At 41.7% G+C, this 13,934-nt stretch carries 7 protein-coding genes; 4 read left to right on the forward strand and 3 right to left on the reverse strand.

Annotated features, from left to right (window positions below; all coding sequences use genetic code 11):
• Position 1: 1 nt before the first annotated feature.
• The 4 genes from fabD (at position 2) to MNQ98_RS08140 (ending at position 11,672) form a co-directional block, all read left to right on the forward strand.
• The gene (gene fabD / locus MNQ98_RS08125) at positions 2-1,249 is read left to right on the forward strand and encodes an ACP S-malonyltransferase (RefSeq protein ID WP_241932724.1); all 1,248 of its coding nucleotides are present in this window, start codon (positions 2-4) and stop codon (positions 1,247-1,249) included.
• A 13-nt stretch (positions 1,250-1,262) separates the two neighbouring features.
• On the forward strand, positions 1,263-5,957 hold the full coding sequence (locus MNQ98_RS08130; RefSeq protein ID WP_241932725.1) for an SDR family NAD(P)-dependent oxidoreductase: 4,695 nt from the start codon (positions 1,263-1,265) through the stop codon (positions 5,955-5,957).
• 24 nt (positions 5,958-5,981) lie between these two features.
• Positions 5,982-10,754, forward strand: a complete 4,773-nt coding sequence (locus tag MNQ98_RS08135; protein ID WP_241932726.1) for a beta-ketoacyl synthase N-terminal-like domain-containing protein — start codon at positions 5,982-5,984, stop codon at positions 10,752-10,754.
• A 198-nt stretch (positions 10,755-10,952) separates the two neighbouring features.
• Complete coding sequence (locus MNQ98_RS08140) at positions 10,953-11,672, forward strand: thioesterase II family protein (protein ID WP_241932727.1); 720 nt, start codon at positions 10,953-10,955, stop codon at positions 11,670-11,672.
• A 329-nt stretch (positions 11,673-12,001) separates the two neighbouring features.
• Here MNQ98_RS08140 and MNQ98_RS08145 read toward each other — a convergent pair whose 3' ends face one another.
• The 3 genes from MNQ98_RS08145 to MNQ98_RS08155 are packed head-to-tail and all read right to left on the reverse strand — an operon-like array spanning position 12,002 to position 13,877.
• On the reverse strand, positions 12,002-12,769 hold the full coding sequence (locus MNQ98_RS08145) for a hypothetical protein (protein ID WP_241932728.1): 768 nt from the start codon (positions 12,767-12,769) through the stop codon (positions 12,002-12,004).
• Positions 12,766-13,500 carry an ABC transporter ATP-binding protein gene (locus MNQ98_RS08150; RefSeq protein ID WP_241932729.1) on the reverse strand — a complete coding sequence of 245 codons (735 nt, stop codon included), beginning with the start codon at positions 13,498-13,500 and terminating at the stop codon, positions 12,766-12,768. Before MNQ98_RS08150 ends, MNQ98_RS08145 begins: the two co-directional genes overlap by 4 nt.
• Complete coding sequence (locus MNQ98_RS08155; protein ID WP_241932730.1) at positions 13,491-13,877, reverse strand: GntR family transcriptional regulator; 387 nt, start codon at positions 13,875-13,877, stop codon at positions 13,491-13,493. The genes MNQ98_RS08150 and MNQ98_RS08155 overlap by 10 nt, the downstream gene beginning before the upstream one ends.
• Positions 13,878-13,934: the final 57 nt, after the last annotated feature.

The raw sequence follows: 13,934 nt of genomic DNA on the forward strand, positions 1-13,934 counted from the left end.
TATGACTAAAAAAGCAATTGTATTTCCGGGGCAAGGTTCGCAATATGTTGGAATGGGCAAGAAATTGTGTGAGAACTTTAAAATTGCATCCGAAGTTTTTGACCAAGCTAGTGAAGCGTTATCCTTAGATATGAAAAAAATGTGCTTTGAGGGTGAAAAGTCAGAATTGACACTCACATATAATGCACAACCGGCTATTCTGACCACCAGTGTTGCAATGTTCCGGGTCTTTATGGAAGAAGAAGGGGTTACGCCTGATCTGATGGCTGGTCACAGCTTGGGGGAAATCTCGGCGTTGACTTGCGCTGGCGCTATCAATTTTTCTGATGCGGTTAAGATTGTGAGAAGACGAGGGGAATTCATGCAGCAGACAATTGCCCCCGAGCTCGGCTCAATGGTGGCTGTATTGACCCGAGACATCGAAAAACTTGAAGAAGTTTGCAGATCGGTATCGGGAAAGGAGGGGATTGCCAGCATCTCCAACTTCAATTCGATAACTCAAACCGTGATCTCCGGTAATCGAAATGTAGTAGATCAAGTAGTAACGATATTGGAGAAAGAGGATATCAAGGTGAGCCGACTAAATGTGAGTGCACCCTTCCACTGCGAGTTGATGCAGCCTGCTGCAGAGCTTTTCAAGGAGGAACTGGCCAAATATACTTTCAACGATCTCAAATATTCTGTCCTTTCGAATGTAACAGCAAAGCCCTATGGGGGAAAAGAGGACATTGTTGAGAATCTGACTGCTCAGATTGTGATGCCTGTACAATGGGTCAATTGCATGATCTATGCCAAGATGCTGACGGTACAGTATGCGGTTGAGCTTGGACCAGGTAATGTTCTGAAAAACATGATGAAGGGTATTACGTCCGATCTTCCAACCTACTCTTATGATAATCCTTCAGAAATAATTGCTCTAAAAAAATACATCAAAAACAAATATATTCCGTTTTTGTCGAGAAGCTTGGGAATCTCCGCAGCAACCCGGAATTTCAACTGGGATGAGGAAACATATCGTAAGGGTGTTATCGAACCATATAATCACATAAATGATATCCAGCAGCTTATCGAAAGAGAAGACAGAGTAGCAACCAGTGAAGAAATGCAACTGGCAATTGAAATGCTGCTCAAAATGTTTCGCACCAAGAAAACTCCGCGAGACGAACAAATTGCAAGATTCAAGCAATTGTTTAATGATTCGGGTACCCAAGGTTTGTTCAAAGATTTTGACTATAGCATGATCAATTAAGGGGGGAATCTTTATGGATTTGAATGCTTTAAAGCATCTTTCGATTCTTCCCGATTCCAGTGATGTGCCTGTATCTGCAGCTGCCGATGTTGGGGGGAATGACATTGCTATTATCGGTATTGACGCAAAGATCGGAAGTGCTAAAAACGTCGAGGAACTTTGGGATTATTTGAGTAATGGTTTTGATCTGATACGAGATTTCCCAGTAGAACGCTGGAAGGACGCTAACCAGTTCTATAAATTAAAGTTTAATAGGCAATTGCCTGAAGAACTGACCCCATGCTCTTATATAGATCGGTTGGATTTGTTCGATGCCGGATTTTTTCAGTTATCTCCAGCTGAAGCGGAACTGATGGAGCCGGCTCAACGGCTGTTTCTTGAATCTGCCTGGACTGCTTTGGAGGATTCTGGATACGGTAAAGGTATCTTGAACGGAAGCAAAACCGGAGTTTTTCTGGGGTACAACAATCCACAAAATCCATACAATATGGTGGTTGAAGAGACTGATAATTATATGTATGGCGTGGCGGTGTCAGGAAATGTGGACGCGATTATCGCAAGCCGAATCAGCTATTTTCTGAATTTGAAAGGTCCAGCGGTTAATGTTGATACTTCTTGCTCATCTTCGTTAGTGGCTGTTCATCTGGCTTGTCAGCAAATTAGAGACGGTGAGGTTTCGATGGCGTTGGCGGGTTCTGTACGCTTGAAGACATTGCCTCCTCATCAGCATGGAAAGAAGATGGGGATCGAATCCTCTTCCGGCAGAACCAAAACATTTGATGATCGTGCAGATGGTACTGGTATAGGTGAAGGCGTCATCTGTATCGTCCTTAAATCGCTACGTCAGGCCGTACGGGATCGCGATAACATCTATGCTGTAATTAAGGGCAGCAGCATCAATCAGGATGGTGCATCCGTCGGCATCACAGCTCCAAATGCGGCTGCACAAGAAGAAGTCATCAAGGCAGCGTGGAAGGATGCGGGTATTAATCCGGAAACGATCACCTATATCGAAGCGCACGGTACCGCTACTAATCTAGGAGATCCAGTCGAAATCAATGGTATCGAACGAGCATTCGGCAGTTTTACAGATAAGAAGCAGTTTTGTGCAATTGGTTCAGTGAAATCAAATGCCGGGCATCTAGACTGCGCTTCGGGGCTTGCAGGCTTGGTGAAAGCAATCTTGATGCTGAAGCACAAGCAATTACTGCCTACTCTTCATTTTGAGGTGCCAAACCGAAAGATCAACTTTATATCATCCCCGGTTTACATCAATGACAAATTGGTGCCCTGGGAAACGGAATCCGGTTCGAGAAGATGTGGGGTCAGCTCCTTTGGAATGAGCGGTACGAACTGTCATCTGGTCTTGGAGGAAGCACCTGTGTTGCAAAGAATGGAAGAAAGCGCCGCTCCAGTAAGATTGTTGACCGTCTCTGCGAAGAACAAGGAGGGGGTTATGCGTTTGATTAAGGATTATCAGACCTATCTCCGGCGGTTTCCAGATTGTAGTTTGGATGATTTCTGTTATACGGCTAATATCGGCCGTGGGCATTACAATTGCCGGTTTGCGATGATTCTCGATTCAATCGATGATTTTTCAAACCAAGTGTTTGACATTCATCAGCTTACTGATGAGCGTTATATGTATCGCGAACATAAGGTGACAGATGTACAACTGCAGATAGAGGGATATATTACTTCCTCTTGGAAAAAGTCATTAACGGAGCAGGCAAATCTATTAATCGAACAGGTCAATGAGGAGCAGGATGCTAATTTATATGAGCAGCTGCTGCAGAAAACCTTAGACCTCTATGTTCAGGGAGCAGACATTCAGTGGCATCAGTTTTATAAAAATGAGGTTCGGTATAGACTGAATATTCCTACTTATCCCTTTAATTATAAACGTTACTGGATTAATTTCCCTGAAAAGGAATCTTCATCATTACAAAATAATAACTTGGCGAAGCTTCATCCCTTGGTTCATAAATGTGTTCTCGATACTCATCAAATGCAGGTGTATGCCACTGATATGAGTATAGATAGCTGTTGGGAACTAAAATCTCATAAGATCAACGGCGTGTATGTTTTACCTGGAACTGCATTTATTGAGATGGCTCAGTTTGTCAGTAGCCGTTTTTTGAAAAAAAATCATTTCGAGATTCAGGAACTGTCCTACTTAGTCCCATTTGTTTGTAAGGAAGATGAAGTGCGGATTGTTCACACGCTTGCAAAAATGGAGAATTCTGAGTTGAGCATCTCATGCTACAGCAAAAATAATGATGAACATGAGTGGACGCCTCATCTGGAACTGAGGGTGAGTGAAGAATGTGAACAAGTGCGATTTACTTTACATGCAAATGAAATTATTGACCGTTGTAAAAAGGCCGATACGGCGACAAAACCAAACACTCTGTCGATCGTTGAGATCGATGGAGAAAAGTGGGGCCATTTAAAGGACGTCTATTTAAATGACAATGAAGTTTTGCTTCACCTTGAACTGAATTCATCTCTTACACAGGACATAAAAAATTACTTTTTATTTCCGTCCATGTTGGACCCGGCAATAAATGGAGGCAATTTCCTCCTGCAAAGTGTGTATTTGCCGTTCTCTTGTTCAAAAGCTAGGTTCTACGAGGCACTTCCAGAAAATTTGTATAGTCACATTAAAAGAAAAACTCAGGGAAACGATTCGGATGAATTTGCAGCCTTCGATATCACACTTTTGACGGAAAATGGACGGGTTATTGCCGAACTGGAAGACTACAGCATTAAGAAAGTGCATCAGCCGGAATTTTTCATGAGGAAAGAAAACAGCCAATTAGACATGTATCATGCAACGAGCTGGGTTTCTTATGAAAATGCACATGAAAATGCCTTGATGTTTCTAGATGATGAGGATCTCCTTTTAGTATTGCATCGACCTGACCAGAAGTTCAGTCCGCTGATGGAAGCACTGCAACACCGGTTTGGTCACCGCATGGTAGCGTTCCAGCTCGCTGGAGATAATGATTTTGAAGGTTGGCTGAGTCTATTTCCTAAAGAGAGAATCAAGTACATCGTACAACTGGCGTCACTTTCGAATGGGGATGTTCAATCAGTTCATGATGTTGTGTATGAAACAAAGATTATTTTGAAAAGCACATTTGACCTGATTAAAGCACTGCTGAAGCAAGACGTTAGGCAAGAGATCCGCCTAGTCTTGATGACGTCGAATGCGACCTTCGTAACGGGTGATGAAGATCAAGTATACCCAATTAATCGTGCACTAGCCGGGATGGGGGCTAGCATTGGAGAAGAGTACGCTAATATTAAAACTCGCACTGTGGATTGTGATGGAAATACGGAGATAGCGTCCCTCCTGGATGAATTGTTTTATGACGAAACGATGTACGCGGTGGCTTTTAGAGATAACAAGAGATATGTAGAACAGCTGGATACGGTGCCTTACTCCGAGCAATTGGCTGAGAAAAAGCTGAAACTCAAGGATCAAGGGACTTACATCATCACCGGCGGATTAGGCGGCATGGGACTAGCCATCTGTAGATATTTGTTTAGTGTGAATCCGGCGATTCGCGTCATTCTTCTGAACAGGACGTATTCCCGTGAGATGTTTAAGGCGTTAAAGGTACATGATGATATCTTCTTCCAGAACAAGCTCGATCAAGTAAATAAACTTTGGTCGGATGGAAAAGATTTAGAAATCTTACAGGTTGATATCGCTGATTATGGACAGTTGAAGGAGACGTTGCAGGATATCCGAGATCAGTTTGGAGCGATCGATGGTGTGATCCATACCGCTGGTGTGGCGGGTGACGGATTCATTATGAAAAAGGATTGGGAAACATTCGAGGCGGTCTTACGCCCGAAGGTCTACGGGACATGGATGCTTCATGAATTGACCCGTGACGATCAACTGAGTTTCTTCGTTATGTGCTCGTCGTTCGCATCTCTGTTTGGAGCAGCAGGGCAGAGTGATTATATAGCGGCCAATGCCTATCAGGACAGCTTTACATATTATCGTAGAAGTTTAGGAATTCCAAGTCTGACCATCAACTGGACAGGTTGGAGTGAGTCGGGTATGGCCGTTGCTAATGGTCTGAATGCAAACGGAATGTATGTGCATTTTGTTAAGGATGCAGAAGGGGCCAATGCCTTTGCTTACGCGCTGCAAACCGGGTTGCCTAGAGTTTTGGTGGGTGACGTCAATTACTCTGTGTTAGCATCAGAAAGTCAAGGGTATGGGGAAAAAATAAAGTTCTCTGAAAAAATAGAGAAAAAGCGTGGAACTGCCACAAAGGTAACTACGACCACTGAGCGAGATCTTCATGATGTTGTCGTGACTGGGAAAAGTATGGATAAACTGACGGAAATTGAAAAGCATGTGATCTCCGCCTGGGTTAAAACCCTTAGTGTAGATGAAGTCGATCTCCATGACAAGTTTTTCGAATCCGGAGGTAACTCATTGTTGGCTGCTTATCTGCACAAGGAATTGAATAAAGCCTACCCAGGAGTAACGGCCATTACCGATATCTTTGTTTATTCCTCTGTTTTGGATATTTCAAATTATATCGAGTCCAAGGTGAGCGCAAGTACGAAAAAGCTCGTGATTGAGGAAGAACAGAACGAAAAGAATCTTGAAAAAATGGTTGCACAGTTTGTCGGTGGCGATATGGATCTCGATCAAATACTGGCACTGCTTGATGAGTAAAAATATCTCAAAGGAGTGAATAAGTTGAATAATGTAAAACGGTTTATTTTAGACCAACTAGGTAAACAAATTTTATCGCAGCAGGAAGCAGTACAATTGTTAAGCGAATTGCAGAATAAAGAGACGGAGAGTACGCAGGAAATTGCTATTATCGGTACAGCTTGCAGGCTTCCTATGGCGAATAATCCAGAAGAGTTCTGGGACAATTTGCTGAACGGAAGAACCTGTTTGAGCCCCAAGCCGGCAGACAAGCTGATCTACGAAAAAGTATTTAAAAATAAACATTATGCGGAATTTGTCGGGATGAATCAAATTACCGACGACCATGAGAATTTGGAAGATTTCTTAGGGTTGTTTGTTGAAGATATGGATAAATTTGATGCGAACTTCTTCGGTATCCCTCCGAGAGAAGCGAAATGTATAGATCCAGAACAGCGGGTTTTCATGGAAGTCGCATGGAGCGCGATTGAAGATGCTGGTTATGGGGCGGAGAATATTAAAAATACCAAAACAGGTGTTTTTGTTGGCAAGGATAGTACAACCACAACTGAATATAAGTACATTACTGAATGGGATCAAATGACACTGAGTGGAATCTGGAGCGGCATTCTTGCCAGCCGGATCAACTACATTTTCAATCTGAAAGGGCCAGCAATGGTACTCGATACAGCTTGCTCCTCTGGATTAGTTGCGATTCATGAGGCCTGCAATTCAATTCGAAATCAGGAATGTGAAATGGCACTTGCCGGTGGAATTTCTATTGGCTCAAAGGGCGCTAAATCGGTTAGTGAAACGGAAAAGGCAGATGAAGAGGGCAATGGCGTTATGCAGGCAGTCTCATCAAATGATAACCGGGTACGTTCCTTTGACAAAAAGTCCAGCGGAACTGTTTTTGGTGAAGGTGTTGTCGTATTTGTACTAAAGTCGCTCACAAAAGCGGTGAAAGATCGTGACCATATTTACGGTATTATCAAAGGCAGTGCGATTAACAATGATGGTGCTTCTAATGGTCTGACCGCCCCGAACCCGCTGGCGCAAGAGGAAGTGATCATTGATGCGTGGAAGCGGGCTAAAGTTGCGCCCGAATCTATTAGCTATGTAGAAGCACATGGGACGGCCACACAACTGGGTGATCCGATTGAAATTCTCAGTCTTTCGAATGCCTTTTCGAAATACACTGATAGAAAACAATTCTGCGGCATTGGTTCTGTCAAGACAAGTATCGGACATACGGTCGGAGCTTCGGGGCCTGCAAACCTGTTGAAAGTATTGTTATCAATGAATCAGCATACGTTACCACCGAGCCTGCATTTCGAAGAACCAAATCCACATATTAATTTTATGGATTCGCCGATTTTTGTAGTAGATAAAGTCACACATTGGGAAGATAATGAGCAGCCACTCCGTGCAGGTGTTAGCTCCTACGGTTTCAGTGGGACAAACTGTCATATGGTTGTTGAGGAATATCAAGAAGTACAGGAAACGAAAACGGGCATATCCAGAAATAATATTCTGACGCTATCTGCGAAAACAGAGACTGCCATGCTTAATATCATCAAGAATTACAATAAATACTTGGAAAATAAAACACAATTAAATATTGACAATCTTTGTTTCACAGCCAATACGGGACGGGGAGATTACGGATATCGTGTGGCTATGGTTATTAATAGTCTGGAGCAATTGAAGGAAAAAATCGAATTGCTCAGTCAAAGCGGATTGAAATCCATCGAAGACAAACAGATCTTTTATAACAAGAACCACGTTGTATCCGACAAACGCCAGCATAAGCAGGAAGGAGAAATTACCGAAAGCGAGCTTCGCCACATCAAATCACAAGCCCAGAAGATTGCGGATACATTGAAGGATCGTGAAGAGGACGAGGACTATTGTTCAATGCTTTTAGATTTATGTGCCTTGTATGTTAAGGGGGCTAATGTAGACTGGACCCAGGTATACCGGCAAGGGCTTTATAGTCGTGTCCCATTACCAACCTATCCATTTGATAGAACTCATTACTGGGGTGATGTCAAAGTGACAAAAATTGTAAGCGAAGATGCTGCAGCGAACAATCAGGCACTCCATCCTCTGGTTGAGAGATGTCTTGTCGACTCCATGAGACAAAACATATATCTGATGAACTTTAATCTTAAGAAGCATTGGGTACTGCAGGACCATAAAATTATGGGCGGCAATATACTTCCCGGCACAGCGTACATTGAGGTCATTAAAGAATCATTCCGGCAGTGCTATGACAACGAGAACGTTGTGATTAAAAACATTGTATTCCTTTCTCCGTTGGTAGCCTCTGCTGAAGATGAGGATCTGGAAACTCATATCGTTATTACTAAGGAAGAGGGCGATGCAAGCTTCTCTGTTGTTTCTAGACATGCGAACGCAAATGGTGACACTTGGATTGAACATGCAAGAGGCAATGCATATTTTCATAACGACACCGTCGAAAAAACAGCTGAATTTAACAGCATTGTGACAGATCCTGAGGTGACTGTACTTCCGTTAAAGACAACGTTGGACGAGAACGGAATGAACGCTTTTGGGGAAAGATGGAACTGCGTACAGCATTTCTATCAGAATAAGGATGAGGAAGGCCTAACCATCTATACGGAAGTTAAAATTCCCGATAAGTTATCAAAGGATTTGGAAGAATATGCTTGCCATCCCGGTTTGATGGATACAGCCGTCAATATGGCCACCATGCTGCTCTATCAAGGTGAAGAACACTTCTTACCGTTCTCCTATAAGGGCCTGAAGTTCTACAAAAAGCTGCCGGGACACTTTTACAGCAAAATCAGAAGAATTCCAAAAGGTAATGATTCCGAAATCATGAGCTTTAATGTGGTGCTTGCGGATATGGAAGGAAACATTATTGCCGAAATAGAAGAAACTTCACTGAAGAAGATCAATAATATCCATGAGTACGTAAATAATTCTTTTTATGGGGTAAGGTGGGCTCCGCAAGCGGCGGATAAGAGTGAGAGCTTGATTCCAGATGGTGATATCCTGATCTTTACGGATCAATCCGGGTTATCAAGTGATCTAGCAGGTAGACTCCAGACATTAGATAACCATCTGTATTTTGTATCCTTCGGTGAGGCTTTCGCAAAGCTTGATTCGTCACACTACACCGTAGGTTCATCGGAAGAGGATTATTTGAAGCTTCTGGAATCGATTGGCCCGGAGAATATCTCAACTGTCTATCACTTGGGCACTATTAATTTTAACCAAACGGATTTTGCCCTTGAGCAGTATCCTGCGGCGTTAAATCAAGGCTTGTACTCCCTGCTCTACCTGACAAGAGGCCTTTTGAACATGAAAAATAACAATGTGAATTTTGTCTTACTGACTGAAAATGCTCATGCTATTGACAACGAAGAAGCCTATATCAAACCTGCTAACGCATCATTTTTAGCTCTGGCCAAAGCGACTCAAGCGGAATGCCCATTATACACATACAAATGTATCGACATCGATTATCTTACCAGTATTGACACAGTGATGAATGAAGCGCTTCGCATAGATAAGCAAGCCTTCCGTGTCGCTTACCGCAACAATGTACGCTATACCGAAATGCTAGTAACTATCGACGTTCAGCCTGATGATATTAAGGAAGTTAAAATCAAAAATGAAGGAATCTATCTGATCACTGGAGGGACAGGCGGTCTCGGCTTAGAAACCGCATTGCTTTTGGGAGATTCGGGACCATGCAATATCTGTTTATTAGGCCGGAGAAAGCTACAGGAACGTTCCGAATGGCAAGCTGTGTTAGATAAAGAAGAAGACAAAAAAGCATGCAGTTTAATCCGCGGCATTCAGCGTCTTGAAAGCAAAGGATGCAACGTCATTCTACGGTATTCAGATGTGTGTGATGTTGGTCAAATGAATATCATCGTTGAAGAATTAAAGGCGGTGTATGGCCGCATCAATGGGGTCGTACATTGTGCAGGCGTTGCCGGCGAAGGCTTTCTATTCCGCAAAGACATGGACATTTTTAATAGTGTCCTTACTCCGAAGGTCTTTGGCACTGTCATTATCGATGAATTAACAAGAGATCAGGAGCTTGATTTCTTCATTCTGTTCTCCTCGATGCAAAGTTTGTTCGGCGGACTCGGTCAAGGCGATTACACGGCAGCCAATGCGTTTCTTGATGCATACGCATCGTATCTTTTGAAAAAAGGGTTGGCAGCTCAGACAATTAACTGGCCTGGTTGGAGTGAAACCGGTATGGCGGTCGACTATCAAGTGGCTGATTCTTTAACAATGTTTAAATCGCTGGATACTCATGTTGCGATTAGCGCTCTGGACAATGTCATGAATTCCAAATTAAGTAATGTGGTTCCGGGCCAGATCAATCTTGATATGCTCTGGCAAATCGGTGAAGACAATCTGCCTTTCGGACTATCTGATGATTTACAGAAGAAACTTGCACGTTATAAGAGAAAGAACAAGGATATGGGAAGTAAGGAAGTAAATAAACTACTGAATCCAGAAGACTTATTGATTCTGGGAAAGGGTAAGGAGTACACCGAAGCGGAAAAAAATGTGGCCTACATCTATGCAATTACACTTGATTTAGATGAAATTGATATTTACGAAAATTTCAATTCTATTGGTGGCGATTCCATTCATGCTATGCAGCTGATGAAAGAATTAGGTTCCATCTACCCTGGAATGGTTGACATTTCGGATATTTTTACTTATCCAACAGTAGAGGAGCTTGCGGCATTTATTGATAAGAAAAGAGCTGTGGGGAAGGCTGATATTGTTACATTGATGTAATAGTTGGAATCGAATTGCCTGATATAGATTTGATTAGGCTTCTGGGTAACTTGTAATATGTTAATACGTTTCAAATAAGATGATTATGGTTGTGTTTCTTTTTCCCCTCATCAATAACGTTCTCTTTCTGTTGTTGATGAGGGGCGACGGCCATAGTGTAATATATCTTCCGAAAAAGAGTACATAAGGCGGGATGAAATGAAACCGATCAAATTATTTTGTATCCCCTACGCAGGGGGGACAACCGAAGTATATTGGAAGTGGAGAAAGTTCCTATCTAATCATATTGAATTGTGCCCAGTAGAGATTGCCGGGAGAGGAAAGCGAATTTGTGAACCGCTTCCCCAACAGTTTGAGGATGTAACTGAAGATTTGGCTTCCTCAATTATGAATCAGCTGGAATCAAACGAAATGTATGCTATATATGGACATAGCATGGGATCCTTGCTTGCTTTTGAAACATATTACAAGTTGATGGAAAGAGGGTGTCATGCGCCAAAACATATGTTTTTTAGCGGAAGAGAGGCACCTCAATGCTCTCATAAATCTGATAGGCCTATTTGCCATGACGCGTCGGATGAGCAATTTCTACAAGTTGTATTAGAATATGGGGGTACTTCAAAGGAAGTTATCCAGAATCAAGAGTTGCTTCAACTTTTCTTGCCAATTTTAAGAGCGGATTTCAAAATTACAGAGACATATAAACACCAGGAAAAAAAAGAGAAAATTGTTTGTGACCTCACTGTGATAAATGGGACTAACGATCGAAGTATTATGAATTTTGATATAAATGAATGGCGGTTTCATGCGGAGAAGCAATGTAATATCAAAAAAGTAATGGGGGGACATTTCTTTATCATTGAAGACAGCATGTTGTATGTTGTGGATATCATCAATGATGCGCTGCAAAACGTTTGAGGGGAATCTTGAATAATTATCAAGGGCGTTTAAGTGTAGATAAATGGCATGTCAACCTCCTATCGCCTCTTTTGTCGAATGCATAGTAAAGAGCTGAAGGTTATAGTAAGAACAGCCATTAATTTGAGGCTGTTCTTTTCTTAGTTAGTGATTTTAAGCCAGTTGAGGCATTATCGATTTATAGGGAAATTTAAAATAAGGAAAACCCTGCGATTACAGTGCGCAAAAGATTCTGAGAGATGAACCTCTTTCGCATTGAATCGCGAGGGAATTCTAAAGTAAGAGAATAAGCAGTAGCCCTATAAGTTGCGAATATGCTTTATCTTAGTTTAGATTTGTATTTTTTTCTCTAATATTAAGGAAGATACAAACAGTAACATTGCCGAAACCAACAGGGACACAAGTAAAGTGATTGGTAGATATGAAGATAAATAATCAGAAGATATATACTCTGGCAGCTGAAAGGATAATTTAAAGGATAAGTTGGGATTCTTTGAAATGATATTGTGATCTGAAAACACCAAGCTGAGTAAAGGTGAGGCAAGCATAATGATCAGAAGAACATAAAATTTCAATCTGGATTTGAATAACATTACCAAAGTGATGGTAATTGAGATGATTAAAGGACTCAGTATTAGATATCCAAAGTAGTTCATACTAACTTCATAAAAGTAACTTCCTAAGGAGTGATGAATATTAAATAATTCAGGGCTGAGCCAATAACTTTCAAGGCCAGTTGCAAGTGTGATTGCGTAGCATAATAAGAGTATTTTGAAACAAATGAGCAAAGCGGAAAGTGCTTTTGCACATAATAAATAATATCGAGGAAACGGCAACATTAGCCACCAACTGATTGTTTGTTTCCTCCATTCTTTAATGGATAACTTTATTGAAACTCCGGCAAATACGAATATCAACAAAGGAGTAATCTTTAGCAAGTTGAGAGGAGCGATTGCTGTTCCAAAGAGAAGGACTACGGTATACCATGTGAAAAACAGAAGGAGCAGAAGAGCGGAAATCCATAAATATGCCGGTTTTCGATTTGATTTATCACCCAATAAATGGTCGTTTTGCACAAGGCTCCAAAAAGAACTCATCGATAAATCCCCCTATATATAGTTTCGATTGATCCCTGTGTGGCGCGCAAGTATTCTACATCCCCTGACAATACGTTAGCCCCATTGCGGATAAAAACAGCGTGATCGAATAATCCTTCTGTTTCGTGAATCTCATGTGTACTAATAATAAGAGTGAAAGGAGATTCAACCATATAGTCAATAATGACCTGAATGATTTGTTCTTTAGATACGAGATCAATACCTGAGAAAGGTTCATCCAATAGCACAAGTTTTGTATTCCGTGCAAGGCATAGCACAAGATACAAACGTGATTCCTGTCCTTTGGATAATGTATGTACTTTTTGATCGGCATCCAATTCCATGAACTGGATTAGTTCCAAGGCTTTTTCTAAATCGAAAGAAGGAAACAAAACTTTGGAGAATTTTATAGCTTCCAATACAGTGTGATGCTCATACCATTTGGTGCGATCAGACAAAATAGTAATATCATGATTTTGTTTCCAATGGATTTTTTCACCAAAAACTCGGGCCTCTCCATGATCAGGTTGGGTTAATCCTGCAATAATCTTGAGTAATGTGGACTTGCCTGCTCCGTTCTGTCCAAGAAGACCAGTTATCTTACCGGCAGGAAATGAAGCTGTAAATTGATTAAGAACAAGCTTTTGTTTATAACGTTTAACAAGTTCCTTACATACAACAGCATCTGAATTGGTGACTAATGAATTAGGCCCATGAGTTATCAATTCCACTCAGCCTCCTCAATCAATGTTATGGCAGAGTCTTTCGTAAATCCTATGCTCTTTATAGACGTGACGAAGTTGCTAACTGCCTGAGTTGCCAGAGATCGTTGAAGTTCGTCCACTTTCTTCTGGGATGAGGTTACAAAAGTTCCATGCCCCCTTCGAGTTTCAAAAAGATTATCCCGCTCCAATTCCTGATAAGCCCGCATGACTGTATTGGGGTTAACTTTTAGCCCTTTAGCTAGATCACGGACTGAAAGTGTTCTTGTACCCAATTGGATATGCCCCTGTGCAATGTCAGATCGAAATTGGTTGATGATCTGCTCATACAGAGGCTTACTGTAATCCAACTGGAACGTGAGGTCGCCTACTTGAATAATATCCATTTCACATCCCCCTCACTGCTTTATGACTCCTCATGAATTGTATTATATATGTTAATA

Source organism: Paenibacillus sp. N3/727 (assembly GCF_022637315.1).
Taxonomy (GTDB): domain Bacteria; phylum Bacillota; class Bacilli; order Paenibacillales; family Paenibacillaceae; genus Paenibacillus_AQ; species Paenibacillus_AQ uliginis.